Origin of the sequence: Actinomyces mediterranea (assembly GCF_900155595.1) — a bacterium.
GTDB classification, from domain to species: Bacteria; Actinomycetota; Actinomycetes; order Actinomycetales; family Actinomycetaceae; genus Pauljensenia; species Pauljensenia mediterranea.
The window spans coordinates 116,099-142,268 of record NZ_FTPB01000003.1 but is presented as its reverse complement, the minus strand read 5'-3'; the positions used below and the strand labels follow the sequence as shown (position 1 = coordinate 142,268).

Genomic DNA, 26,170 nt, shown 5'->3' with positions numbered 1-26,170 from the left:
CCAGGGCGGTGGTCATGCTCGAGGAGATGGGCAAGAGGTGCGCCCTCGTCGTCGAAGAAGACCCTCGACGCGGTGGCGCACAGTTCGAGGGGCTACGTGTACGCCGGTCCCGCGTCGACGTCGAGGCGCTCGCTAAGGATCTGGTGTCCTTTGCGAGCCGGATGAAGGCTGCGGCGCGCAGGTAATCGTCGGCGAGGACGATTCCGCCCGGACGCCATGGCCTCCGGTCGGTCGTCGTAGTAGGGTGCCCCCGCCTCCAGGGGGTGCCACATTGCCCTCCACTGTGCTCCACCATCGTGCCCGCCGTCTTCGGGCATGCTCACCGGGGCCTCCGTGCACCTGGGAGCACCCGCGCGGGTCGCATCCTGGGGAGGACAGGCAGCTCAGGGTTTCCGCGGACTGGGGAGTACCCGCCCTCGGGTCACTCCCCGGTCCGCTCCTCATCTCCGGCGCTCCAGCACCTCATCCCGTCGCTTCATTGCCGATGTGTGCGAAATGTCGAAAAAATTCCCCACTTTCCTCCACTTAAATTTTCAGCAGAATCATGCGGTTTTCTGAGTACAATTTGTAAAATTTGAGCATTGAAATGGCTGATAAGGAAAAAATGTGGGGTAAAGTGGTGGAAAGTGTTGAACGGGGGAAGGCGGTGACACATGTTCCTCGGCACGTACGAGCCCAAGCTCGACGACAAGGGGCGCGTGTTCCTGCCCGCGAAGTTCCGTGAAGACATGGAGGGCGGCATCGTCCTCACTCGCGGACAGGAGCACTGCATCTACGCATTCCCCGCCGCACAGTTCGACGAGATGACGAAGGACATGATCAGGGCGCCCCTGTCGCACAAACAGGCGCGCGACTGGAGCCGCGTCATGTTGTCGGGCGCATACAAAGAGGTCCCGGATAAGCAGGGGAGGATCTCCCTCCCCGCAGATCTGCGCGCCTATGCGGGCCTCGATCGCGAACTCACCGTCATCGGCGCGGGTCTGCGAGCAGAAATCTGGAACTCCTCCGCCTGGCGCGACTACCTCGCCGTCCAGGAGGACGTATTCGCCCAAACCGAAGAACAAATCATTCCGGGCGTCTTCTGACGCGCACCGCGAGGTCTCCATCTGCGGTTCCGACATCACTTCCCCGATGGCGGAGCACGGTGGGGGACCTGGCGGTACGGGTCGGAACCGCACTCATCGAAAGGAGATGCTATGGGTCAGACTCGGCCGACATCCGACCGTCACATCCCCGTACTCCTCGACGAGTGCCTCGATATGCTCGCCCCCGCCCTCGACGTCGGCGACGCCGTCCTCATCGATGCGACCCTCGGCATGGGCGGACACGCCGAGGGGGCGCTGCGCCGCTTCGAACACATCCGACTCATCGGCATCGACAGGGATCCCCAGGCGATCGCCCTCGCTTCCGAGCGGCTCGCCCCCTACGCCGATCGCTTCACCGCAGTCCACACCACCTACGACCATATCGGCGAGATCGCCGAAGACTACGGCGACGGGGGGAGGGTCAATGCCATCCTCCTGGACCTGGGGGTTTCCAGCTTCCAACTTGACGAGGTCGAGCGAGGCTTCTCCTACGCGCACGACGCTCCCCTGGACATGCGGATGGACCCAAGCAGCGGCATCAGCGCCGCCGAACTGCTCGCCAGCGTGAGCGAGTCCGAACTCGTGCGCATCCTGCGCGTCTACGGCGAGGAGAAGTTCGCCCCGCGCATTGCCCGGCTCATCGTCGAGCGCCGTGAGAAGGCTCCGCTCACGAGGACCGGTGAACTCGCCGACATTGTGAAAACGGCGATCCCCGCGCCCGCCCGGCGCAGCGGAGGCAACCCGGCGAAGAGGACCTTCCAGGCGCTGCGCGTCGCCGTCAACGATGAGCTGCGCATCCTCGAGCGCGCCATCCCCGCAGCATGCGCCTCCCTCGTCATCGGCGGGCGCATCGCCGTCGAGTCCTACCAGTCCCTGGAGGACCGGATCGTCAAGGACGTCTTCAAGAGAGCCTCGAATATCGACGTCCCGCCCGATATGCCCGTCATCCCCGAGGAAGCGGCGCCGAGCCTGCGACTGCTCACCCGAGGGGCCAGGCTCGCCGACGACACCGAACGATCGAAGAACCCCAGATCCGCTTCCGTGCGCTTGCGCGGAGCGGAACTCATTCGCGAATGGAAGGAGCTCTCATGAGCACTGCCGCAGCGTCCACGCGACCCGCATCGCGCCCCGAGCGGCTCCGCGCCGAGGCGCGCGAATTGCGCGTCGTCGAGGGGCGTCGTCCCACGCGCTCCCTCCTTGCGATCGCGATCATGACGATCGCGGTGATCCTCATCTCAATCGCGGGGTCGATGGTGCTTCACACCCGTATGGCGCAGACCGCATTCGCGATCCGCGAGCAGCAGATCTACCTCAATGAACTCGACGCTCAGGCGTGGTCGATGCAGGCCCAGATCGAGATAGCCGCCTCGCCGTCCTCGCTCGACGCTGCGGCCAAGAGCCAGGGTATGGTGGCAGCCGGAAAAACCGGTTTCATCACTCTGGAAACCGGGACCGTAGAGGGTGGCGCACCCGCGAAGTGAGACAGGAGAACCGCCTGTGACATCGGTGAGACGATCGAGAGTCATTCTCGGGATTATCGTCGTCGTCCTTTCACTGTGTGCAGCGCGCCTCGTCGACTTGCAGATCATTCAGGGGCCCTCGCTCGCCGCAGAGGGCGAAGAGGTCCGCACATCGACGACTGCGATCACCGCTAAGCGCGGAACCATCACCGATGCCACCGGGGTCGTCCTCGCCGACTCGATCCTTACCTACGACATCGCTGTCAACCAGGTCAATATCCGCTCCTACGTCCACTACGAGGAGGAGACGGTCGGCGGCGTCACCCGTAAGGTCGAAGTAGGACGGGGGCCCGCCGAGGCCGCCCGTCAGCTCGCCGACCCGCTCGGGATAGACGCTGCCGAGCTCGGCGGTCTCTTCGTCGGGGACTCCACATACGCCTACGTCAAGCGCAATGTCGACGCCATGACATACCGCGCGATTCGCGCGCTCAATATCTACGGCATCGAGTGGGAAGCCGTGTACGAGCGCACGTATCCCAATGGGAATGTGGCGGCGCCCGTCGTTGGGACCGTCAACGCTGAAGGAGTCGGTTCGTCTGGCCTGGAGGCGCAATTCGACGAACTGCTCCAAGGGGTCCCCGGCACCGAGGCCTTCGAAATCGCGCCGAATGGGGCGATCCTGCCGGGCGGGAAGAAAACGACGAAAGAGCCCGCCGACGGCGGTTCGTTGACGGTCACCATCCGGGCGGATCTGCAGCACATCGTGCAAAAGCTCCTCGATGCCCGAGTCGCCCAGCATGAGGCGGAATGGGGTGCGGTCGTCATTGAGGACGTGTCCACCGGGCAGGTCCTCGTGCTCGCCGATTCGAATTCGACCGAGCCCGACAATGCGAAGCCGCAACCCGTGTCCGCAGTCCAATACGCCGTCGAACCGGGCTCCGTCGGCAAGGTCGTCACTTTCGCCACCGCCCTCGATGCGGGCGCCATCACGCCGACCACGCAATTCACGGTGCCCTACTCGCTCGACATGCCCGACGCCGGCGGCTCCATCAACGATTTCCACTACCACGATGTCGAAGCGCTCACGGCGACGGGAATCCTCGCCGAGTCGTCGAATACGGGGACCGTCCTCGTCGGTCAGACCGTCAGCGACGAGCAGCGCTACGAGATGATGCAGCGGATCGGATTCGGCAGTCTCACCGGCATCGAGTTGGCCGGGGAGACTGCGGGCATCGTTCGCCCCGCCTCCGAGTGGGCGGGTCGCGACCGCTATGTCTCAATGTTCGGGCAGTCCTACTCCATCTCCGTCCTCCAAGAGGCCTCCCTCATGGCGACGATCGCCAACGGGGGAGTGAGGATCGCGCCGCGCCTGGTCAAATCCTGGACGAATGCAGATGGGACGGTGGAGACGCCCGAACAGCCCGAACCGACCCAGGTGATGTCCGCGGACACCGCACAGCAACTCATGCTCATGATGGAATCCGTCGTCTCCGATCAACTGGGAACGGCGGGCGCTGCGAAGGTCGACGGATACCGTCTCGCCGTTAAGACTGGTACCGCCGATATCATCGTCGACGGACAGCAGGGCATCGTCTCCACGACGGCCGGCCTGCTGCCGGTGGACGCCCCGCGTTTGGCGATCTCCGTCGTGCTCTACAATCCAAAGGTCGGCTACATCTCTTCCGATTCCTCGGCTCCGCTCTTCGGCGACATCGCCCGCGAGGCCGTGCGCAATCTCGGGATCCCGGCTTCATCACAGGCTCCGCAGCTCTATCCGACGACGCCCCAGCAGTGACTCCGCTGGCGATGGGGGATCGCCCCGAAGGGAGAACCATGCAACGCTCAACGCAGTGGATCGCACGCGCAGTGGGTGGAACCATTCACGGTCCCGATGTCGACGTCACGGCTCCCATCGTCACTGATTCTCGCGAGGCCGCCCCGGGCGGCCTGTACGTCGCGCGCCGCGGCGAGAACTCGGACGGTCACGACTACGTCGGGGCGGCCCTCGCCAATGGCGCCGTCGCAGCAATCGTGGAGAGGGCTGTCGAGGTCGGCGGCGGCCTCACGCAGATCGTCGTCGACGAATCGACCGAGGCCCTCGGGCGCCTAGCGGCGGCCCACCTCGAGGACCTGCGCGCCCGCGGAGACATTGATGTCATCGCGGTCACCGGATCCGTTGGCAAGACCACGACCAAGGATCTGTTGGCGCAGATCATGTCCGCCGACGGTCCGACGGTCGCCCCGAAGCTCTCCTACAACAATGAGGTGGGGCTGCCCCTGACGGTCCTCACCGCAGATGAGCAGACCCGCCACATGGTCCTCGAAATGGGGGCATCCGCTGTCGGGCACATCGCCTACCTGAGTTCGATCGCCCCGCCGGACGCCGCGATCGAACTGATGGTGGGCCACGCCCACCTGGGCGGATTCGGCTCCATCGACGCGATCGCCCGTGCGAAGGCGGAACTGCTCAAGGGGAGTCGCGACGGCGCCGCCGCCATCCTCAACGCGGACGACCCGCGCGTGGCCGCCATGGTCGATAAGGCGCGCGGCCCCATCACGACTTTCTCCACGCGCACGGACTCCGGCGCAGATGTCATCGCATCGGATGTCGTCCTCGACCCCCTCGGGCGCGCCTCCTTCACAGTCACTGCGCGCGGAGAAAGCGCCGACATCAGCCTTCAAATCGTCGGCGTCCATCACGTCGCCAACGCCCTCGCCGCGATCAGCGGCGCCCTCGTCCTCGGCCTCGGCCTCGACGTCATCGCAGACGCCCTCAACCGGGCGCGCGCCCTGTCCCCGCACCGGATGGATGTACGCATGCTTGAGATCGACTCATGCGGGTTCACCCTCATCGACGACGCCTATAACGCGAACCTCGACTCCATGAGGGCCGCCTTCGACGCACTCACGCGCATCGGCTCAGGTAAGAAGAAGATCGCGGTCCTGTCGGAGATGCTTGAACTGGGCGATGAATCGGCCGACATCCACCGCGCCGTCGGGCGCATGGCCGCCGATGCGGGCGCGGGCACCCTCATCGTCATGGGAGAAGATGCGCACTACTACTGCGAGGGCGCCGCAGATTCTGTCCAATGCACGGTGGTCGGCGGTGTCGCCGAAGCGATCGAGACCGCATGTGACACACTGACCCACGATTGTGTTGTCCTCGTCAAAGGCTCACTGGGGTCGAATTCGTGGAAGGTCGCCGACGGCCTCACCGAGAAGGGAGATGCACGATGATCGGCTTGATAGCGGCGTTCATCATTGCGATGGCGACGTCGATCCTCGCGACACCGCTGCTCATCCGCTTCCTCGTCATCCACCAGTACGGCCAATTCATCCGCCAAGACGGACCCACCCAGCACCTGACCAAGCGCGGCACTCCGACCATGGGCGGCATCGTCATCATCATTGCGACCATAGTCGCCTGGCTCGCAGGATCGGTGATCTCCGGCGCGGGCCCCTCGTGGTCCGGCATCTGCTTCGTCATCCTCTTCGCGGGCCTCGGATTCATCGGATTACTCGACGACGGCATCAAGATCGTGCGAAGACGCTCCCTCGGACTCCACGCGGGCGGCAAGTTCCTCGGCCAGATCGCAGTCGCAACGGCATTCGCACTGGCGTCCGTCACACGACCCGACGAATGGGGGACGACCCCGGGTTCAATGGCGATCTCCTTCGCCCGCCCCTCCACTCTCACCCTCGCCTTCGCGGGATTCGGTATCGGGATCGTCTTGTATCTCATCTGGACGAACTTCATCGTCGCCGCGTGGTCGAATGCCGTGAACCTCACCGACGGCCTCGACGGACTGGCGACAGGCTGCTCGATCTTCGTCTTCGGCGCCTACACCTTCATCACCTTCTTCCAGCGCATCCAATCGTGCTGGACCGTCAATGACAATGTGTCGGCCTGCTACACGACCCGCGACCCCCTTGACCTGGCGGTCTTCTCAGCGGCACTCGTCGGTGCCCTCGCCGGGTTCTTGTGGTGGAACGCCTCACCCGCTCAGATCTTCATGGGCGACACGGGCTCCCTCGCCCTGGGCGGCGCCGTCGCCGGCCTGTCCATGCTCACGAACACTGAGTTCCTCGCGATCCTCATCGGCGGACTCTTCGTCATCATCACTCTGTCGGTCGCCATCCAGGTCGGCGTCTTCAAGGTCACCCGTAAGCGGGTATTCCGCATGGCGCCGCTGCATCACCACTTCGAACTCGCCGGTTGGAAGGAAGTGACGATCGTCATCCGCTTCTGGCTCATCGCGGCGCTCTTCGCGATCGGCGGCGCGGGCGCCTTCTACGCCGAATGGGTGTCCGCCCGGTGAACGGCCTCGTCGCGATCATCGGCTGGGGCAAGTCCGGGCGGGCCGCCGCGCGCGCCCTGCGTTCCAGGGGGTCGAGCGTCATCGCCTTCGATGCGCGACCGCCCGCATACGTCGGCGTCGGCCTCGACGAGGTGCGCGTCGAGGTCGACGATGATCCGCACTCTCTCGCCCGCCGAGTCATCGAATCGGGGGTCGACCTCGTCGTCGTATCTCCCGGAGTGCCCGCGCACGCCCCGATCTTCACCGCCTGCGCCGAGAACTCCATTCCCGTGTGGGGCGAGGTCGAACTCGCCTGGCGCCTCCAAGAAGCCGGGCTGCATGCGGGGCGCCCCTGGCTCGCCGTCACCGGCACCAACGGGAAGACGACGACCGTGGGCATGCTCGGCTCCATCCTTCGCGCCAATGGTGAGAACGCGCTCGAAGTGGGCAATATCGGGACCCCCATCACCGAGGCGATCGACTCCGATGCGACGGTCTTCGCCGTCGAATTGTCGAGCTTCCAACTCCACACCGCCCATACGGTGTCGCCGGAAGCGTCGATTTGCCTCAATGTGGCGGCCGACCACCTCGACTGGCACGGCACTGAGGCCGCCTACACTGCCGATAAGGCCCGCGTCTACGAGAACACCCGCACGGCCTGCGTGTACACGGCCTCAGACCCGGTGACGCAGACAATGGTCGAAGAGGCTGATGTCATCGAAGGGGCCCGCGCCATCGGCATCACCCTCGGGGCGCCCGCAGTGTCCCAGGTCGGTATCGTCGAGGGCGCCCTCGTCGATCGGGCATTCCTCACCGACCGCGCGACCCGCGCCCTCCACCTCGCCGACCTCGACGACCTGTCCGGCGCATACGGGAGCCATCCGAGCATCGCCGTCGTCTGGGACGCCCTCGCCGCCGCCGCACTCGCCCGAGCTCACGGCGTCGACCCCGAAGCGGTCGCCGCGGGACTCCGCCAGTTCCGCCCCGCCGGGCACAGACGCGCAGTCGTCGCCCATGCGGCGGATCTGACGTGGATCGACGACTCGAAGGCGACGAATGCGCACGCTGCGCAGGCCTCGCTTGCGGGCATCCCCGCCAAACGCGCCGTATGGATCTTCGGCGGGGACGCGAAGGGCCAGGACTTCACCGGACTCATCGCCTCCGTCGCCCCCGCCCTGCGCGGCGTCGTCGTCATCGGCGAGGAGCGGGCGCCACTCATTGACGCCCTGCGCCTGGGAGCGCCCGGAGTGCCCGTCGTCGAGGTCGACGCCCACGAGGGCTGGATGTTCTCCGTCGTCAACGAGGCCGTCGCGCTGTCGATGCCGGGCGACACGGTCGTCCTCGCACCGGCGTGCGCTTCCTGGGACCAGTTCGACGACTATGGCCAGCGCGGCGATGCATTCGCCGATGCGGTGAATCGCCTCGCCGAACAATGGGGATCCTCTGATGGCGAATCCGTTTAAGCGCCTCGGGGAGCTCATCCGCGCCATTCCGCGCATCGAAGTCGGCAGGGGCGGGGATTCCCATCATGCGCGCTCACCCGTTGCGACGTACTACCTCGTCGTGGTCCCGGCCCTCGTCCTCGCGGTGTTCGGCCTCATGATGGGCTTCTCCTCGCAGGCGGTGACGAATATCGCGGCGGGGGAGAACCCGTATATCGCCTTCCTGCGCCCGCTCGGCATCATCGTCTTCTCCCTGGTGATCGCCTTCATCGTCCATCTCATTCCCACGTGGGTGTTCCGGCGCTCGGCGATCGCCTTGTTCCTTATCGCCCTGGGCATGCAGGTCCTCGTCATCACGCCGTTGGGGCGCTCGGAGGGCGGTAATGCGAACTGGGTGCACATTCCCGGCGTCCCCTTCCTCGTGCAGCCCTCAGAGTTCCTCAAACTCGCGCTCGTCCTCGTCATTGCCAGAGCCATCGACAGAGAGGGGACGCGCATCAACGACTGGAAGCAGATCGGAGTAATTGCCGGTCTGCCCATCGTCGTGGCGCTCGGGGACGTCATGCTGGGACACGACATGGGGACCGCGATGATCGTCGCCGCTGCGGCGGTGGGCGCCGTGTGGATGTCCGGCATTCCCGGCAAGTGGTTCTTCGTCCTGGGGACGCTGTCCCTGCCCGCCCTAGCATTCCTCGTCGCGTCCAATCCGACGCGCATGAAGCGGATTGAGGCGATCCTGCCATGGAATACAGTGGAGCGGGATATCTCTGCGCCCGAACAGATCGACCACTCGCTGTGGGCCTTCGGCTCAGGCGGGCTCATGGGATTAGGGCCGGGGGCCTCGCGCGAGAAGTGGAACTACCTGCAGGCCGCCCACACCGACTTCATCCTCGCCATTATCGGCGAAGAGTTCGGGCTGCTCGGTACCCTCGCGGTGCTCATCGCCATCGGCATGCTCGTCTGGGGGATGGTGCGGGTCTGCCAGGATGCAACGGATCCGTTCGTAGTCATCGCGACGGGAGGAGTGGCGACCTGGATCGGCGTTCAGGCAGTCGTCAACGTCTTGTCGGTGACGGGAATCGGCCCAGTCATCGGAGTCCCCCTGCCCCTCGTGTCCTATGGCGGATCCTCCTTCCTGTTCACCGCTGTGGCTGTCGGCGTCGTGGCCTCTTTCGCGAGAACGAGCGCAGGTATGAGAATGATGGGGAGCACGTCGGCTGAGACGCGGGCGCGCGATCCGCGGATCGAGCCCCGTCGCAGGGGCGTGGGACGCGTGCGGAAGTGAGGAACACGATGGCACATAGGGTAGTTCTGGCGGGCGGAGGAACAGCCGGACATGTCAACCCCCTTCTTGCAACGGCTGCGGAGTTCGTCTCCCGCGGTTTCGAGGTCGATGTCCTGGGGACCGCAGAGGGGCTGGAATCCGACCTCGTCCCCGCAGCGGGCTTCCCCCTCCACACGATCCCGAAGGTGCCGCTGCCCAGGCGCCCCTCCCCGGCGTTCTTCACCCTGCCCAGGCGCTGGCGGACCGCCGTGTCACTGTGCGAGAACGTCATCCGCGGTGCCGACTGCGTCATCGGCTTCGGCGGCTACGTCTCCACCCCCGCTTATCGTGCGGCCCAGCGCAGCGGCATTCCCGTTGCGATCCACGAGCAGAATGCCCGACCGGGGCTCGCGAATCGGGTGGGGGCGCGCAGCGCCGCCCTCGTCGCCCTCACATTCGCGCACACGCCCCTGCGGGCGCGCCGCGGGCGCACAACGGTCACGGGCCTGCCGTTGCGGGCCCCCATCGCCGCTCTCGCCGCGCGGCGCTCCACCGACGAGGATCGCCGAGCCGCGCGCATCGAAGCAGCGGGGCGCCTCGGGGTGAGCCCCGATGCTCCGACACTGCTCATCACCGGCGGCTCATTGGGAGCCCTCTCCCTCAACACCGCTGCCTCCGTCGCTGCCGCGACACTGCCCGAGGGCGTTCAGGTCATCCACCTGACCGGACGGGACAAGGACACCCCCGTGCGCCGAGCCGTCGAAGCGGCGGGGGTCGCCGACCGCTGGTTCGTCGTCGACTACCTGACGACCATGGAGGATGCCCTGGCCGTCGCTGACCTCGTCATCTGTCGCTCCGGTGCGGGGACCGTCGCCGAAATGACGGCCCTCGGCCTGCCCTGTGTGTACGTCCCGCTGCCGATCGGCAATGGGGAGCAGAGACTCAACGCTCAAGAGCACGTCTCAGCGGGCGGGGCCAGACTCATCGACGACGCGAACCTCACGCCGGAATACATGACCGATAGGGTCTTCACCCTGCTCGGCTCGCCCGACCTCGCCCCGATGGCGCAGGCGTCGGCCGAATTGGGACGGGTGGACGCGGCGAGCGTCCTCGTCGATGCCATTGAGGAGATCCTAGAGGAGAAGCAATGACCACGACAGACACCGTCGCACTGTCAGGCCCTTTCCACCTCATTGGAATCGGCGGAGCCGGGATGTCCGTCGTCGCCGAACTGCTCCACGAGCGCGGCGCCACCGTATCGGGCTCAGACAAAGCGGATTCCGCGCTGCTCGCTCGACTGTCCGGACTCGGCATCGACGTGCATGTCGGCCACGACGCCTCCCATGTGCCGCAGGAGGCAACTCTCGTCGTATCGACGGCGATCCGCGAATCGAACCCCGAGCTTGCGATCGCGCGCGAACGGGGGCAGAGGATCATCCACCGTTCGCAGGCGCTCGCCCTCGCCGCATCGGGTATGCGCTTCGTCGGTGTCGCCGGGGCGCACGGCAAGACGACCACCTCGGGGATGCTCGCCGTCGCCCTGCGCGATGCGGGCCTCGATCCGAGTGTCGCGGTCGGGGGGCTCGTTCCCCAATTCGGCTCCGGCGCGCACCTGGGCTCGGGCGACGTCTTCGTCGCCGAGGCCGACGAATCCGACGGCTCCTTCCTCAACTACTCGCCGACGATTGAGATCGTCACGAATGTCGAGCCCGACCACCTTGACCGCTATGGGACGCGCGAGGCATTCGAAGCGATCTTCGTGGACTTCGCGAATCGTCTGCGCCCCGGTGGCCTGCTCATCTGCTGCGGCGAGGACGAGGGCGCCATGCGCCTCGCCCACGCGGCTCGCGGGCTCGGCCACCGCGTCATCACCTACGGCCGCCCCGACTACTGCGATGATCGCCCCGATATCGCTCTGACGGGGGTGAGCGTTGACGCAACGGGTGCCTCCTCGCGCCTAGCCGCCTCCTCCTGGACGGTTGCTCTTCGCCTGAGCGTCCCCGGCGCCCACAATGTCCTCAACGCTGTGGCGGCCCTCGCTGCTGGCGTCGAACTGGGGGTCGCCCCCGAGGCGATGGCGGCGTCTCTGTCGGCGTTCACGGGAACCTCGCGCAGATTCGAGAAGAGAGGCGAGGTCGATGGGCGTCGGCTCTTCGACGACTACGCCCACCATCCGACCGAGGTCGCGGCGGCGATCGCGCAGGCGCGCACCGTCGCCGATGGAGCTTCCGTGACGGTCGTCTTCCAACCCCACTTGTATTCGCGCACGCGGCTTTTCGCCGACCGCTTCGCCGACGCGCTTCGCGGTGCCGACCATGTGGTGCTCACCGACGTCTACGCCGCCCGCGAGGATCCTGAGGAGGGCGTGACCTCGCGGCTCATCTCCGATCAGATCGAGGGCGCGTTCTTCGTCCCCGATATGCACGAGGCGGCCCGCGTCGGCGCTCGTCTCGTCGGCGAAGGGGGCATCCTCATCACCATGGGCGCCGGATCGATCACCTCATGCGGGGACGATGTCCTCGACGAGTGGATGCGCGGGGGAACCAAGTGAAGCCTCCTGCTCCGCGCCGACCGGCGCGCCCCGCCGCCCCCGCGGATACTCCGGCCGAATCCTCAGCCGCGCCCGTGCCCCGGCACACTGCCCCGGCTGCGCGCTCCAAGCGCCGCTTCTTACGAGGCGTCGGCGAGAGGGCCTCCCGACAGATGGAGCCGACCACCCCCACATCGCATGATCTCAGCCGACCCGTCGGGCAGACTGATGCGGCCTCGATTCTCGGGCCGTCGAAGAATGCGAGCGCCACGAGCATCGAGGAGAGGCGCCACGAGCGTAAGCGGGCGAGACTCACCTTCTACATCCGTGCGGCCCTGACGGGTCTGGGCGGCGCGGTCCTCATCGGCGTGGTGATCTGGGTGGTCTTCTTCTCCACTCTCTTCGCCCTCGACCCGTCACGAGTGATCGTGGAGGGCAATGAGGAGGAGTCCCTGTCATCGGCTCAGGTCTTCACCTCCATCACCCCCTATGAGGGGGTTCCCCTGCCGAGGATCCCGACCTCGAAGATCGAGGAGTCCATCGAGTCCCACCTCGTCGTCAACGATGCCGAGGTGACCAGGCGCTGGCCCTCGGGCCTTCGCGTCTCCATCACCCTGCGCACCGCCGTCATGGCAGAGAAGACGGCGAATGGGTATTCGCTCGTCGATGCCAACGCGGTCGCATTCCAAGCGGTCGCGGATGCGCCCTCGGGTCTTCCCCTTGTCTCACTGGCCGAGGGGGATGACCGTCTCGACGCTGCGACGGATGCGATGACCGTGTGGTCCAGCCTGTCGGATTCGATGAAACCACAGGTCGCCTCCATTAATGCGAATGGTTCCACCGTCACGCTGTCCTTGACGAGCGGTGCGAGTGCGGCGTGGGGCACTCCCGACGAGAATGAGCTGAAATCACAGGTCCTGGAGGTTCTCATCTCCCAGCGGGCGGCGTCCCGCTATGACGTGTCCTCCCCGGCGCACCCCGTCACCTCGTAATCGATGAGACACGCCCGCGTGTTGGCTTGAAGACGGGGCGCTTGGTCCCTAACTTTCTTCCGACAACGCGCAGGGACAAGCTCAACCTTCAACCTGAGGGTGAAGGATTGTTTCGCAAGGGAGTAAGAGGAATGGCGGCACCCCAGAACCACCTGGCAGTGATCAAAGTCGTCGGCGTCGGCGGCGGCGGAGTCAATGCGGTCAACCGGATGATCGAAGTCGGTCTCAAAGGCGTCGAATTCATCGCCGTCAACACCGATGCGCAGGCGCTCCTCATGTCGGATGCGGAGACGAAGCTCGACATCGGCCGCGACCTCACTCACGGGCTCGGTGCCGGTGCCGATCCGAATGTGGGGCGCAAGGCCGCGGAAGACCACGTCGACGAGATCACCGAGTCCCTCGCGGGGGCCGACATGGTCTTCGTCACCGCGGGCGAGGGCGGCGGCACGGGAACCGGCGCGGCACCCGTCGTCGCGCGGATCGCCCGTTCTGCGGGCGCGCTCACCGTCGGCGTCGTCACCCGCCCCTTCTCTTTCGAGGGCAACCGCCGTGCCGCCCAGGCAGAGACCGGTGTCGAGAATCTCCGCGAAGAGGTCGACACCCTCATCGTCATCCCGAACGACCGCCTCCTAGAGATCTCCGATACGAATATCTCCGTCCTCGATGCCTTCCGTGCCGCAGACCAGGTGCTCCTGTCCGGCGTTCAGGGCATTACGGAGCTCATCACCACGCCGGGCCTCATCAATGTCGACTTCAACGACGTGAAGTCCGTGATGAAGGACGCGGGCTCCGCGCTCATGGGCATCGGCGCCGCAACGGGCGACGATCGCGCAGTGCGTGCAGTGGAGACGGCGATCTCCTCGCCGCTGCTCGAAGCCTCCATTGACGGCGCACACGGCGTCCTCATGTTCTTCCAGGGCGGATCGGACCTCGGGCTCCAAGAGATCTACCAGTCTTCGCAGCTCGTCCGTGAGGCGGCCCACCCCGAGGCGAATATCATCTTCGGTAATGTCATTGACGACGCCCTCGGCGACGAGATCCGCGTCACCATCATCGCCGCGGGCTTCGACGATCCGGAAGAAGACCCCATGGTCGACACGTCCGCGCCCGGTGCCGCGTGGCAGCAGCCGGTCGCCGCGGCCCCCGTCGATCAGGTCGCCGAAGCAGAAGCCCCCACCACGGCGACGCGCTCTCTTGGCGAAGTGCCTTCTGTGCGCGGAGGCGCCCATCGCGCTGTCGTTGACGTTCCGACGAGGACGGGTGCAATCCCCGTGGCAACGCGTTCCGCGCCCCCCGCTGAGCACAACGAGGACCGCTCACTCGAAGTTCCCAGAATCTTCGATGAGGAGTCCGACAAGCCCGAGGAACTCGACATCCCGGACTTCCTACGCTGACAGTGACACGGTTCCTAGCGGATGGCACTCCGATCTACCTGCCCGAGGCGGATCGGGGTGCCGATCCGTTCCGGGGCAACTACGGTCACCACGTCGGCGACGATCCGGAGGCTGTGCGCGTCAGGCGCGACGCCCTCGCCGCGAGCATCGGACGCAGAGTCGTGTGGATGAACCAGACCCACTCCACACGCGTCGCCCTCATACGAGGCGACGAGGCAGCGGGGGCCGATCCGCTCGAACTCGATGATTCCATGGCATCGATTGAAGCGGATGGGGTCGTCATCGACGCGCGCGACTGGACCGATGCGCCCGCGGCGGCGGTCCTTACCGCGGACTGCCTCCCGATCCTGCTATCCGCAGCAGGCGGGCGGATCATCGCGGCGGTACATGCGGGGCGACGGGGCCTCCTCAATGGCATCGCCTCCCGGGCGGTCGGCCTCATCCGGTCCCTTGACCCCGATTCTGCGATCCACGCCTATATCGCCCCCTCCATCTGTGCGGCGTGCTACGAGGTGTCCGAGCGGATGCGCGACGAGGCGACGCTCACCAATCCTGCGACTCGCGCGACCACCTCATGGGGCACGCCCTCACTCGACCTCAGAGCCGGTGCTCGCGCGGTCCTTGACGCGGCCGGATGCCAGAGTATCACCATCGACCCGCGCTGCACCCTCGAGACCCTGGAATTGCACTCGTATCGGCGCGATAGCGGCTGTGGGAGGAACGCCTCGGTCATCGCGCCGCGCGCATAGGCGCGAATCAAGCGGCGACATGCCGACGCAAGTGCCGCGACTTGCGTGAATCGCGCACTACCTTGTGAGAATCAACCTGGGTGAGGAGAAGAAATGGGCGACACATTCGGTGCAAAGGCACGCAAGTTCATGGGCTGGTATACGCCGGAGGATGCTATCGATGATGTCGAGGAATTCGAGGAGTACACTGACGTCGCACCCGTCACCGAAATCGCCCCCGTCGAGCGGCCCGTTATTGCGCCGGTCCACCGTGAGGTCCGCGAGGTCGCGGCGACAGATCTGTCCCGCATTGTGACCGTCCATCCGAGCGCCTACTCGGACGCCGTCACCATCGGCGAGGCTTTCCGTCAGGGGACGCCCGTCATCATGAACCTCACGGATATGAACGAGGAAGACGCCCGTCGTCTCGTCGACTTTGCCGCCGGACTGACCTTCGGACTGCACGGCGTTATTGAGCGCGTCACCAGCCGCGTGTTCCTGCTGTCGCCCCGCACAGTCGAGGTGACCGGCGATGTTGCGGGTTCGCGCCGCGGCTCACTTTTCAACCAGGGCTGACGCATTGGCGGTTATCTCCTTCCTCGGCTGGGTCGTATATACGACGGCCAGCCTTTATCTGCTGGTTCTATTCGTCCGAATGGTGATCGACTGGATGCAATTCCTCATCCCGTCGTTCCGGCCCAGGGGAGTCGTACTCGTCCTCGCGAATGTCGTGTATGCGCTGACGGATCCTCCGCTGCGCGTCCTGCGCAGAGTGATCCCGCCATTGAGGCTGGGCGGGGGAGCGGCCCTCGACGTCGGCTTCATGGTCCTCTTTATCGCGGTGATTATCATTCAACGGCTCGGATATGTGATCCAGGTCCTCGCCTGAGCCGCACAGGGTGAGCAATATCAAGGATTTATCTGCACAGGATGTGGTCAATGGTGTGCCTGTGGCACGTGGGTCGGTTACTATTCCAGTAATGTGTCAAATGGCAGCGGTTGATCCGCTGTCCTGATGCGCGACCGACGGGAACCGCTTGGGCTCGCATCGCACCCTAGACCGAGAGGCGAGGAAATGGCCCTTTTGACAACTGAGGACGTTCTGAACAAGAAGTTCCAGTACGTGAAGTTCCGCGAGGGATACGACCAAGTCGAGGTCGACGAGTTCCTCGACGAAGTCGTGTCGACGATCTACGCCCTTCAGGTGGAGAACCAGGATCTCAAGGAGAAGCTCGAAGCTGCGGAGCGCCGCATCGCCGAGCTGTCCGAGGGCGTTGCCTCGGAGCCCGTTGTCGCCGAGCCCGTTGCGGCCGAAAAGGAGAAAGTCGAAGAAGAGGCCGCTCCCGTCGTCGAAGAGGCCACCCCCATTGCCGAGGTGCCCACCGGTCAGACCCCCGAGTCTGCAACCGCGATGCTTGCCCTCGCTCAGCGCGTCCACGACGAGTACGTGCGCGATGGACGCGAAGAGTCCGAGCGTATCATCGCCGAGGCCCGCGTCAAGGGCGACGAGATCGTCGCCGACGCACAACACCAGCACGAGACCATCCTCGCCCAGCTCGACCAGCAGCGCGATCTACTCGAGACGAAGATCAACGAGCTGCGCACCTTCGAGTCCGAGTACCGTTCGAACCTGCGCGGACACCTCGAGTCCCTCCTCAACGAGGTCAACGCGGGCATCGAGAACTGACTCACGGCGATACAGATACAGTGGCGGCGGTGGTGCCTCAAGGCACCGCCGCCACCATCATGTGTGAAGAAAGAAGTCCATGAGTCAGGCCACCGCCATCACCCACCCGCCCCTTCGCATCCGCGTCGCCGCATTCTCCGCCCTCGTCCTCGCCGCAGTTGCATCGGACCAGGCGACGAAGACAGCGGCCATCAGCGGGCTCAGCGATGGACAGACGGTGCCTCTGCTCGGCGATGTGCTCACCCTTCACCTCATCCGCAACTCCGGGGCTGCCTTCTCACTCGGCGCGAGTACAACCTGGATCTTCACCATCCTCACGGTTGTGATCCTCACCGTCCTCGTCTGGGGCTTCACGAAGGTCAAGTCCTGGCAGTCGGTGTTGGCGATCGGCCTGCTCGCCGGGGGCGCCATTGGCAATCTCATCGACAGACTAGTCCAGCCCCCCGCATTCGGGGTCGGACACGTCATCGACTTCATCGACTATTTCGGAGCATTCGTCGGCAATGTCGCCGACATCTGGATCGTCTTGGGGGCGCTGTGGCTCGCTTTCGCAGTGTCTATGGAGTTTCCCGAAGCACTCACGGGTTCGCAGAAGCGATCGGCGAGCGCCGATGAGTGATGCGCGGATGTTCCCGGTGCCCGACGCCCTCGTGGGCGAGCGCGTCGACCAGGCGCTGTCACGGATGCTCGGCATATCGCGCTCGTCGTGCGCGGGTCTCGTCGAGGACGGCTTCGTCCTCGTCAATGGCGTAGCCTCCTCGAAGTCCACCCGGCTCGCAGCAACCGACCTCATCGAGGTGACGATCCCGGAGCCCGACACCGCGCCCCCGCCCGTCACAGGCATGAACATCCTCTACGACGATGACGACGTCGTAGTCGTCGACAAGCCGGTGGGAGTCGCCGCACATACGGGCCCGGGTTGGGAGGGGCCGACCGTTCTGGGTAATCTCGAGGCTGCCGGATATCGGATCACGACGCATGGGCCGCCGGAGCGCCAGGGCATCGTTCACAGGCTCGACGTGGGCACCTCCGGGGCGATGATGGTCGCCAAGTCCGAACTCGCCTACTCGGTGATGAAACGCGCCTTCAAAGAGCGCACTGTGTCGAAGATCTACCATGCGATCGTCGCCGGGCACCTCGACCCCGATTCGGGTACCATCGACGCGCCCATCGGGCGCCACCCCTCGCGCGAATGGCGCATGGCGGTCATCGACGGCGGCAAAGGGGCCATCACCCACTACGACACGTTGGAACTCATGGCGGGGGCGAGCCTGCTGGAGATCCACCTGGAAACGGGGCGCACCCACCAGATCCGCGTCCACATGGCCGCCGTCGGCCACCCCTGCGTCGGCGACGTGTTCTACGGCGCGGACCCAACGAGAGCCGCACAGCTCGGTCTGGAGCGCCAGTGGCTCCATGCAGTGGAATTGGGCTTCGCCCACCCACGGACGGGCCTGCCGACCAGCGTGCGCTCCCCGTACCCCGCGGACCTCCAGTCGGCACTCGATCAATTGAGGAACCCCCAGTGACCGACGAGAATCGTTCCCGCATCCTCGTCGCCGACTCCGATGAGCTGCGCCTGGAGGCCATGAGCGTACGCTGGGACGTCTTCATTGTCGAGCAGGCCGTCCCCATGGTCCTCGAAATCGACGCGCGGGATATGCGGCTAGACGTCCTTCACCTCGCCGCCCTCGACGAGGACGGGCGCGCACTGGGCACCGTGCGCGTCATCCCCGACGGCGACCACCATTTCCACCTCGGACGACTCGCCGTCAAGCGCGAAGCGCGGGGTAGCGGCCTGGGGGCTGCCCTGGTCGCCGCCGTCCACGACGAGGTCGCCTGCCGCACCCCGCGCGGCGCTCAGGCGGTCGTCACCCTCGACGCGCAGGTCCAGGCGCAGGGTTTCTACGCCGCCCAGGGGTATGAGGAGACGACTGGGGAGGTCTTCCTCGACGCGGGCATCGAGCATCGTGAAATGAGGCGCATCCTCGACGGGAGGGCATGAGAGCCCCTGGGTGCGGTGGACCGGGCTGCTTGAAGCGGCCGCGCGGGCTAAGATCTGCCCCATGGCCACTGACTCCTTCGTCCACCTGCACAACCACTCCGAGTACTCGATGCTCGACGGTGCCGCGAAGACGAAGGCGATGGCGGAAGAGGCCGCGCGTCTGGGTCAGCCGGCACTGGGACTCACGGACCACGGCTACCTGTTCGGCGCCTACGAGTTCTACGCGAACTGCAAGAAGGCGGGGATTAAGCCGATCATCGGCCTCGAAGCCTATGTTACCCCGGGGACCAGCCGCTTCGACCGCAAGAAGGTCCTGTGGGGGGAGCCCTGGCAGCGATCCGACGACGTCTCCGCCGGCGGCTCGTACAACCACCTCACCCTCATCGCCTATTCGACGGAGGGCATGCATAATCTGTTCCGCCTCGGCTCCTATGCGTCGACGGACGGCCAATTCGGTAAGTACCCCAGAGCGGATAAGGAGCTGTTGGCCCGCTACCACAAGGGGCTCATTGTTTTCACCGGCTGCCCCTCGGGTGCGGTGCAGACGCGCATGAGGCTTGGACAATGGGATGAAGCCGTCCGCGAGGCCGGGGAACTGCGCGAAATCTTCGGCCCGGAGAACTTCTACGTCGAGCTCATGGACCACGGCATTGAGATCGAGAGGCGCGTCCAGAAGCAGCTCCTCGACCTCGCCGATCTCATGAAGGCACCCCTCGTCGTCACGAATGACTCCCACTACGTGCGCGCAGAAGACCGTAAGATCCAAGATGCCCTCTTGTGCATCAACTCCGGTTCGCGGATCGACGATGAAGATCGCTTCAAATTCGAGGGCAATGACTACTACATCCGCTCCTCGGAGAATATGAGGGCCGCGTGGAGTGAACTGCCTCAGGCCTGCGATGCGACCCTGGAAATCGCGGAACGCTGCGAGGTTTCCTTCCGCACCACTGAAGACGGCGCGGACTACATGCCGGAGTTCCCGGTCCCCGAGGGCGAGGACAAGACCTCCTGGTTTATCAAAGAGGTCGAGCGCGGCCTCAACGACCGCTTCCCGAACGGTATCCCTGATGACGTGCGCAAACAGGCGGAGTACGAGGAAGGGGTCATCATCAATATGGGCTTCCCCGGCTACTTCCTCACCGTCGCCGACTACATCAACTGGGCGAAGAAGCAGGGAATCAGAGTCGGACCCGGACGAGGATCCGGCGCGGGCTCTATGGTCGCCTACGCCATGAAGATCACCGAACTCAACCCCCTCGAACACGGCCTCATCTTCGAACGATTCCTCAACCCAGAGCGCATCTCCATGCCGGACTTCGACGTCGACTTCGACGAGCGCCGCCGCGACGAAGTCATCGAATACGTCAAGCGCAAGTACGGAGAGGACCGCATCAGCCAGGTCGTCACCTACGGCACGATCAAGACGAAGCAGGCGCTCAAGGATTCGGCGCGCATCCTCGGCAAGGATTTCAAAGTCGGCGAGCAGCTGACGAAGGCGCTCCCGCCGTCCATCATGGGTAAGGACATCTCCGTCCACGGCATCTTCGATGAGAAGGACGAGCGCTACGCGGAGGCGGTCGAGTTCCGCAAGTTCTACGAGGAGAATAAGCCTGAGGTTGAAAAGGTCGTCGATTACGCCCTCGGATTGGAGGGACTGACCCGGCAGTGGGGCGTCCACGCTTGCGCTGTCATCATGAGTTCCCACACGCTCACCGACATCATCCCCGTCATGAAGCGCCCCCAGGACGGCGCGGTCATCACCCAATTCGACTATCCGACGTGCGAGACGCTCGGATTGTTGAAGATGGACTTCCTCGGGCTCCGCAACCTCACGGTCCTATCCGATGCGCTGGACAATATCGCCCTCAACGGCAAGGCGGATCCCGATCTCGAACACCTGCCCTTCACCGACCGCAAGACCTACGACCTCTTGTCGGCGGGGGAGACCCTCGGCGTGTTCCAGCTTGACGGCGGTGGTATGCGCGATCTGCTCAAGCTCATGAAGCCCGACAACTTCGAAGACATCTCCGCCGTCGGTGCCCTGTACCGGCCGGGTCCCATGGGGGCGAACTCGCATACGAATTACGCGCTGCGAAAGAACGGGCGCCAAGACATCGTCCCCATCCACCCCGAACTCAAAGAGCCCCTCGAAGAGATCCTCGGCACGACCTTCGGCCTCATCGTCTACCAGGAACAGGTCATGCAGATCGCGCAGAAACTGGCGGGCTACACGCTCGGCCAGGCGGATATCCTGCGCAAGGCGATGGGCAAGAAGAAGCCGGAGGTGCTCGCCAAACAGTTCGAGGGATTCCAAGCGGGTATGCTCGCCAATGGATACTCCAAAGAATCGATCCAGGCCCTGTGGGACGTTGTCGTCCCCTTCTCCGCCTATGCCTTCAACAAGGCGCACTCGGCGGCCTACGGTGTCGTCTCTTATTGGACGGCGTATCTCAAGGCGAACTATCCGACGGAGTACATGGCGGCGCTGCTCACCTCGACGAAGGACAACAAGGATAAGCGCGCTCTTTACCTCGCCGAGGCTAGGCACATGAATATCAATGTCCTTCCGCCTGATGTCAACGCCTCGCAGGGCAACTTCGCACCAGACGGAGAGGCGATCCGCTTCGGCCTGAACGCCATTCAGAACGTCGGTGCGAATGTCGTCGAGGCGATCGTGCAGGCCCGTAAGGACAAGGGGCACTTCACCTCCTTCCATGATTTCCTCGACAAGGTCCCGCAGGTCGTGTGTAATAAGCGCACCATCCAATCCCTCATCCGCTCGGGCGCTTTCGATTCGATGGGGCGCACACGACGGGCGATGCTGGCGCGCTGCGACGAGGCTGTCGACGCGATCATTGACGTCAAGCGTAATGAGGCCTTCGGCCAATTCGACCTCTTCGGCGGGCTGGGCGACGAGGGCCCCTCCTCGTCATCGCTGGCGATCGAGATTCCGGACATCCCGGAGTTCGACCGGAAGAACAAACTCGCACAGGAGCGCGAGATGCTCGGCCTGTACGTGTCGGATCATCCCCTGCGCGGCGTGGAGGCCGCATTGGCGCGCTACCAGGACTATGAGATCGCGCAGGTCGTCGGCTCGGAGGAGACGATGGCGGATCGGACGGTGAAGATCGCGGGCCTGGTGTCGAACGTTCAGACGAAGGTCACCAAACAGGGCAGCATGTGGGCGATCGCCACGATCGAGGATCTGTCGGGATCGGTGGAGGTCTTGTTCTTCCCCCGCACCTACGAGACGATTCAGACGCACCTCGTTCAGGACGTCATCGTCCAGGTGGAGGGGCGCGTCAATGTACGCGACGAGGGGATGAGCGTCTATGGACAGTCGATGACCCTGCTCGATGTGAATGAGGATGCCGATGCGCCGATCGATGTGCAGTTGCCCGTCACCCAGTGCACGCCTCGGCTCTTGACGGAACTCAAGGATGTCCTCGAGTCCTTCCCCGGAGGTTCCCCAGTGCGCTTGCACATCCGAGAGACGGGACGCACGACGATCGTCGAATTGGACCCCAACCTGAGGATCGCCCAGTCGAGCGCCTTCTTCTCGCAGATCAAAGCCGTTGTCGGAGTCAATGGGGTGAAGACAGCGAACGAGTCGTAGTCGCCGCATCAAATCTGCGCATCTCACACTCTGACTATTTCAGTCCGCCGTGTGGGATACTGACGCAATGTCGGATTCTTGGAGGTGCCCCTCTTTACGCGAATCCGGGCTATTGCCACCCCCGCCCTGCGGGGTCCGCGACCGTGAGGACTGACTCTTGAATACACGACGACTTCACATAAGCAGTGGGAGAGCCCCCGCGCGCATCAATCGACGATGCGGACGCGGGCGGTGTAGACGCCGGTGGGGGAGTCGACCTCAATGGCATCATCGTGCGAGAGCTGGCGTCCGCGGCGCGTTTCGACCTCGCCATTGACGAGGACGTCGCCTCCCCGGATGAGTTCGCGCGCCATCGCCCCATCCTCGACGAGGCCCGCCAATTTGAGGAACTGCCCCAAACGGATGACGCCGGACACCCCGATGATGGGAACGGTGGACATGGGCATTCTCCTCACTGGTCGCGCGTAGCCACCCCAGCATGTCACAGATGCCCCCACGAGCGTGTTCGCGCCGTGGTCGAGGGGGACTCATCGCCGGTGAGTCGCCTATTGTGAGTCCATGACCTCCACGATGAGACGCATCGATCTGACGGGTGACGCACTCAAGACTGTGAACCTGTCGCACGTGCTGCCGCGCGCCGCCCTCGACACCGCGAAAGCGGCCGAAGTCGTCGCCCCCCTCATCGACCGCGTCAAGGAGGAGGGCGCGCCCGTGCTCTACGAACTCGCCGAGCGCTTCGACCGCATTCGCCCCGAGCGACTGCGAGTCCCCGCCTCCACCATCGCGCATGCCCTCGACTCCCTCGACTCGCAGGTGCGCGCCGCCCTGGAAACGTCGATCGAGCACAATCGCATCGGCCACTCCCAACAGCTCCCCGCGCCCGCCCAAGTGCAGATCATCCCCGGCGGCACCGTCACTCAGAGGTGGCTGCCCGTGGGCCGTGTCGGCCTGTACGTGCCCGGCGGCCTCGCCGTCTACCCATCGTCCGTCGTCATGAACGTCGTATGCACGCAAGTCGCGGGCGTCGAGTCGATCGCACTCGCCTCGCCCCCTCAAGCCGAGTTCGGCGGTCTGCCCCACCCGACGATCCTCGCCGCATGCGCGCTCCTCGGCGTTGACGAGGTATGGGCCATCGGCGGCGCACAGGCCATCGCCGCTTTCGCCTACGGCGTCACCGACGGCGAGGACGCCCTCGAACCGGTCGACGTCGTCACCGGGCCGGGCAATATCTACGTCGCCGCCGCCAAGCGGCTCGTCCAGGGCAGTGTCGGCATCGACGCCGAAGCGGGCACGACGGAGATCGCGATTCTCGCCGATGAGACGGCGACGCCCGAATTCGTCGCAGCGGACCTCATCAGCCAGGCCGAGCACGACCCCGCCGCCGCGTCCGTCCTCGTCACCACATCGCGCGCACTTGCCGATGCCGTTGACGCCCTCATCCCCGGACAGGCGGCCGCGACCACCCACACGGAGCGGATCCTCACCGCTTTGTCGGGACCCCAGTCGGGGATCGTCCTCGTCGATACGCTCGACGAGGCGGTGCGAGTCGTCAACGCCTACGCCGCCGAACACCTGGAGATCCACACCGCCGACGCCCCGGGCGTGGCGATGCGGGTGACGAACGCGGGGGCGATCTTTGTCGGTCCCTACACGCCGGTCCCGCTCGGCGACTACATCGCCGGGTCGAACCACGTCCTGCCCACCGGCGGCACCGCCCGCTTCGCATCGGGTCTTAATGTCACCCAGTACCTGCGCAGCCAGCAGGTCGTTGAATACAGTGCCGAGGCGCTCGCACAGCTGACGCCCCAACTCGATGTGCTCGCGCGGGCGGAGAACCTGCCCGCGCACGGACAAGCCGCACTCATCCGTCAGGGCAAGGAGAGCGTCCGATGAGCATCATCCTCCCGATGCGCGACGATCTCACCGGACTCGAACCCTATGGTGCGCCCCAATCGGACGTGCCCGTGCGCCTCAATGTCAACGAGAACCCCTACGCGCCCTCTCCCGAGGTCATCGCCGACATTGCGAGTTCAGTCGCCCAAGCCGCGGCGACCCTCAACCGCTACCCGGACCGGGATTTCATGGATCTGCGATCCGCTCTCGCCGAGTACCTCGAAGCGGAGTCGGGGACCGTGCGCGCACCGGAGCTCATCTGGGCTGCCAACGGGTCAAACGAGATCATGAGCCAGATCCTCCAAGCATTCGGGGGACCTGGGCGCACCGTCGTCTCTTTCGCGCCCACCTACTCGATGTACCACGAGTACGCGCGCGACACGAACACCGAGTGGGTGCAGGGACACCGACGTGACGACTTCTCCCTCGACCTCGACGCCGTGACGCAGACCCTCGCAGACGAGCGGCCCGCAGTGCTCTTGCTCGCCAGCCCGAATAATCCGACGGGCACGGCGCTGCCCCAGGAGCAGCAGCGGGCGATCCTGGAGATGACCCGCGAATCCGGGCCCATCATCGATGGTCGTGCCACCGCGACACTCGTCGTCATTGACGAGGCCTACGGGGAGTTCCGCCGCACAGGCGCCCCTTCCGCTCTCGAACTGCTCGACGAGGCCGCCCACCTCGTCGTCACCCGCACCATGTCGAAGGCCTTCGGTATGGCGGGCCTGCGCCTGGGCTATATGAGCGCCGCCCGTGAGGTTATCGACGCCATCATGCTGGTGCGCCTGCCCTACCACCTGTCCGCCGTCACGCAGGCGGCGGCGCTGGCGGCGCTGCGCCACCGACAATCCCTCATGGCGCAGGTCGCTGCTTTGCGCGACGAGCGCGACGCCCTCGTCGACTGGCTGCGCGCCCACGGATTCGATGCCCTCGACTCGGACGCGAACTTCGTTCTCTTCGGCACCTTCAACGACCGTAACGCGGTCTTTGAGGCTCTGCTGGAGCGCGGCATCCTCGTCCGCGTCGTCGGCCCCGACGGATGGCTGCGCGTCAGCGTCGGAACCCCCAACGAGACCCGCCTGTTCACCACCGCACTGGAGGAGATCACCCGATGAGCACGGTATTCGAAACCCCCCGCATCGCCGTCATCGACCGCGCCACCTCAGAGTCCACGATCCACGTGGAGATGAATCTCGACGGCACGGGCACGACAGACATCTCGACGACCGTTCCCTTCTGGGACCACATGCTCACCGCATTGGGCAAGCATTCGCTCATCGACCTGACGGTTCGCGCCACGGGCGACACCGATGTCGACGTCCACCACACGGTGGAGGACACGGCGATCTGCCTGGGCCTCGGCCTCAAGCAGGCCCTCGGCGACAAGCGCGGCATCAAACGCTTCGGCGATGCGACCGTCCCCCTCGATGAGGCGCTCGCCCGCGCGGTCGTCGACGTCGCGGGACGGCCCTACATCGTTCACGAGGGCGAGCCCGCGGGCCAGGAATACCATCTCATCGGCGGACACTTCACCGGTTCGATGACCAGGCACGTCCTCGAGTCCCTCACTTTCAACTCCGGGATCTGCCTGCACATGAGCGTCCTTAATGGGCGCGATCCGCACCACATCGTGGAGGCGCAGTTCAAGGCACTCGCCCGCGCGCTGCGCACAGCAGTAGAGCCGGACCCCCGCGTCGAGGGGATCCCCTCGACGAAGGGAGCCCTCTAAGGTCTGAGGTACGATCACGACGGGCATCTGACACCAGGGGAAGGGGA

The 26,170-nt window shown here is 65.2% G+C and carries 25 protein-coding genes; 24 read left to right on the top strand and 1 reads right to left on the bottom strand.

Going from position 1 to position 26,170, the window contains the following annotated elements:
• The first annotated feature begins 14 nt into the window (after window positions 1-14).
• From BQ7471_RS11315 to dnaE, 21 genes are all read left to right on the top strand, one after another.
• Entirely contained in the window at window positions 15-185 is a 171-nt protein-coding gene (locus tag BQ7471_RS11315) for a hypothetical protein (protein WP_159438504.1), read from the top strand.
• Window positions 186-653: 468 nt separating this feature from the next.
• The gene (gene mraZ, locus BQ7471_RS01770; RefSeq protein ID WP_076463769.1) at window positions 654-1,085 is read left to right on the top strand and encodes a division/cell wall cluster transcriptional repressor MraZ; all 432 of its coding nucleotides are present in this window, start codon (window positions 654-656) and stop codon (window positions 1,083-1,085) included.
• Between the two features lie 111 nt (window positions 1,086-1,196).
• A complete protein-coding gene (gene rsmH / locus BQ7471_RS01765; RefSeq protein WP_076463767.1) occupies window positions 1,197-2,177 on the top strand; it encodes a 16S rRNA (cytosine(1402)-N(4))-methyltransferase RsmH in 981 nt (326 codons plus the stop codon).
• The gene (locus BQ7471_RS01760) at window positions 2,174-2,566 is read left to right on the top strand and encodes a cell division protein FtsL (protein ID WP_076463766.1); all 393 of its coding nucleotides are present in this window, start codon (window positions 2,174-2,176) and stop codon (window positions 2,564-2,566) included. The genes rsmH and BQ7471_RS01760 overlap by 4 nt, the downstream gene beginning before the upstream one ends.
• A 16-nt stretch (window positions 2,567-2,582) precedes the next feature.
• Window positions 2,583-4,340 (top strand): peptidoglycan D,D-transpeptidase FtsI family protein, encoded by a 1,758-nt coding sequence (locus BQ7471_RS01755; RefSeq protein WP_076463764.1) that lies wholly within the window; start codon window positions 2,583-2,585, stop codon window positions 4,338-4,340.
• A gap of 38 nt (window positions 4,341-4,378) precedes the next feature.
• A complete protein-coding gene (locus tag BQ7471_RS01750; RefSeq protein ID WP_076463763.1) occupies window positions 4,379-5,782 on the top strand; it encodes a UDP-N-acetylmuramoyl-tripeptide--D-alanyl-D-alanine ligase in 1,404 nt (467 codons plus the stop codon).
• Window positions 5,779-6,864, top strand: a complete 1,086-nt coding sequence (gene mraY, locus BQ7471_RS01745) for a phospho-N-acetylmuramoyl-pentapeptide-transferase (RefSeq protein ID WP_076463761.1) — start codon at window positions 5,779-5,781, stop codon at window positions 6,862-6,864. Before BQ7471_RS01750 ends, mraY begins: the two co-directional genes overlap by 4 nt.
• A complete protein-coding gene (gene murD, locus BQ7471_RS01740; RefSeq protein ID WP_076463760.1) occupies window positions 6,846-8,306 on the top strand; it encodes a UDP-N-acetylmuramoyl-L-alanine--D-glutamate ligase in 1,461 nt (486 codons plus the stop codon). The genes mraY and murD overlap by 19 nt, the downstream gene beginning before the upstream one ends.
• Window positions 8,290-9,570: an FtsW/RodA/SpoVE family cell cycle protein gene (locus tag BQ7471_RS01735; RefSeq protein WP_076463758.1), complete on the top strand. Its 1,281-nt coding sequence runs from the start codon at window positions 8,290-8,292 to the stop codon at window positions 9,568-9,570. Before murD ends, BQ7471_RS01735 begins: the two co-directional genes overlap by 17 nt.
• Window positions 9,571-9,578: 8 nt before the next feature.
• Window positions 9,579-10,700, top strand: coding sequence for an undecaprenyldiphospho-muramoylpentapeptide beta-N-acetylglucosaminyltransferase (murG, locus tag BQ7471_RS01730; RefSeq protein ID WP_076463756.1), 1,122 nt, complete (start codon window positions 9,579-9,581; stop codon window positions 10,698-10,700).
• On the top strand, window positions 10,697-12,100 hold the full coding sequence (gene murC / locus BQ7471_RS01725) for a UDP-N-acetylmuramate--L-alanine ligase (RefSeq protein ID WP_076463755.1): 1,404 nt from the start codon (window positions 10,697-10,699) through the stop codon (window positions 12,098-12,100). Before murG ends, murC begins: the two co-directional genes overlap by 4 nt.
• On the top strand, window positions 12,097-13,071 hold the full coding sequence (locus BQ7471_RS01720; RefSeq protein ID WP_076463753.1) for a cell division protein FtsQ/DivIB: 975 nt from the start codon (window positions 12,097-12,099) through the stop codon (window positions 13,069-13,071). The genes murC and BQ7471_RS01720 overlap by 4 nt, the downstream gene beginning before the upstream one ends.
• A gap of 131 nt (window positions 13,072-13,202) precedes the next feature.
• Window positions 13,203-14,465 (top strand): cell division protein FtsZ, encoded by a 1,263-nt coding sequence (gene ftsZ, locus BQ7471_RS01715; protein WP_076463752.1) that lies wholly within the window; start codon window positions 13,203-13,205, stop codon window positions 14,463-14,465.
• A gap of 2 nt (window positions 14,466-14,467) precedes the next feature.
• Complete coding sequence (locus BQ7471_RS01710; protein WP_076463750.1) at window positions 14,468-15,214, top strand: purine nucleoside phosphorylase YfiH/LACC1 family protein; 747 nt, start codon at window positions 14,468-14,470, stop codon at window positions 15,212-15,214.
• 93 nt (window positions 15,215-15,307) lie between these two features.
• A complete protein-coding gene (locus BQ7471_RS01705) occupies window positions 15,308-15,769 on the top strand; it encodes a cell division protein SepF (RefSeq protein WP_076463748.1) in 462 nt (153 codons plus the stop codon).
• A 4-nt stretch (window positions 15,770-15,773) separates the two neighbouring features.
• Window positions 15,774-16,082, top strand: a complete 309-nt coding sequence (locus tag BQ7471_RS01700) for a YggT family protein (protein WP_076464369.1) — start codon at window positions 15,774-15,776, stop codon at window positions 16,080-16,082.
• Window positions 16,083-16,268: 186 nt separating this feature from the next.
• Window positions 16,269-16,880 carry a DivIVA domain-containing protein gene (locus tag BQ7471_RS01695; RefSeq protein ID WP_076463747.1) on the top strand — a complete coding sequence of 204 codons (612 nt, stop codon included), beginning with the start codon at window positions 16,269-16,271 and terminating at the stop codon, window positions 16,878-16,880.
• Window positions 16,881-16,959: 79 nt separating this feature from the next.
• Window positions 16,960-17,499: a signal peptidase II gene (gene lspA, locus BQ7471_RS01690; RefSeq protein WP_076463745.1), complete on the top strand. Its 540-nt coding sequence runs from the start codon at window positions 16,960-16,962 to the stop codon at window positions 17,497-17,499.
• Between the two features lie 7 nt (window positions 17,500-17,506).
• Window positions 17,507-18,409: an RluA family pseudouridine synthase gene (locus BQ7471_RS01685; RefSeq protein WP_076463744.1), complete on the top strand. Its 903-nt coding sequence runs from the start codon at window positions 17,507-17,509 to the stop codon at window positions 18,407-18,409.
• Window positions 18,406-18,885: a GNAT family N-acetyltransferase gene (locus tag BQ7471_RS01680; RefSeq protein WP_076463742.1), complete on the top strand. Its 480-nt coding sequence runs from the start codon at window positions 18,406-18,408 to the stop codon at window positions 18,883-18,885. The genes BQ7471_RS01685 and BQ7471_RS01680 overlap by 4 nt, the downstream gene beginning before the upstream one ends.
• Window positions 18,886-18,946: 61 nt before the next feature.
• Complete coding sequence (gene dnaE / locus BQ7471_RS01675) at window positions 18,947-22,501, top strand: DNA polymerase III subunit alpha (RefSeq protein ID WP_076463741.1); 3,555 nt, start codon at window positions 18,947-18,949, stop codon at window positions 22,499-22,501.
• Between the two features lie 206 nt (window positions 22,502-22,707).
• Here the strand turns inward: dnaE and BQ7471_RS01670 are convergent, their stop codons facing one another.
• A complete protein-coding gene (locus BQ7471_RS01670) occupies window positions 22,708-22,941 on the bottom strand; it encodes an RNA-binding S4 domain-containing protein (protein WP_076463739.1) in 234 nt (77 codons plus the stop codon).
• Between the two features lie 118 nt (window positions 22,942-23,059).
• Here BQ7471_RS01670 and hisD point away from each other — a divergent pair, with 118 nt between their 5' ends.
• Genes hisD through hisB form a run of 3 tightly spaced genes read left to right on the top strand, consistent with a single transcriptional unit; the run spans window position 23,060 to window position 26,123 of the window.
• Complete coding sequence (hisD, locus tag BQ7471_RS01665; protein ID WP_076463738.1) at window positions 23,060-24,394, top strand: histidinol dehydrogenase; 1,335 nt, start codon at window positions 23,060-23,062, stop codon at window positions 24,392-24,394.
• Window positions 24,391-25,509: a histidinol-phosphate transaminase gene (locus tag BQ7471_RS01660; protein WP_076463736.1), complete on the top strand. Its 1,119-nt coding sequence runs from the start codon at window positions 24,391-24,393 to the stop codon at window positions 25,507-25,509. Before hisD ends, BQ7471_RS01660 begins: the two co-directional genes overlap by 4 nt.
• Window positions 25,506-26,123 (top strand): imidazoleglycerol-phosphate dehydratase HisB, encoded by a 618-nt coding sequence (gene hisB, locus BQ7471_RS01655; protein ID WP_076463735.1) that lies wholly within the window; start codon window positions 25,506-25,508, stop codon window positions 26,121-26,123. Before BQ7471_RS01660 ends, hisB begins: the two co-directional genes overlap by 4 nt.
• Window positions 26,124-26,170 lie beyond the last annotated feature (47 nt).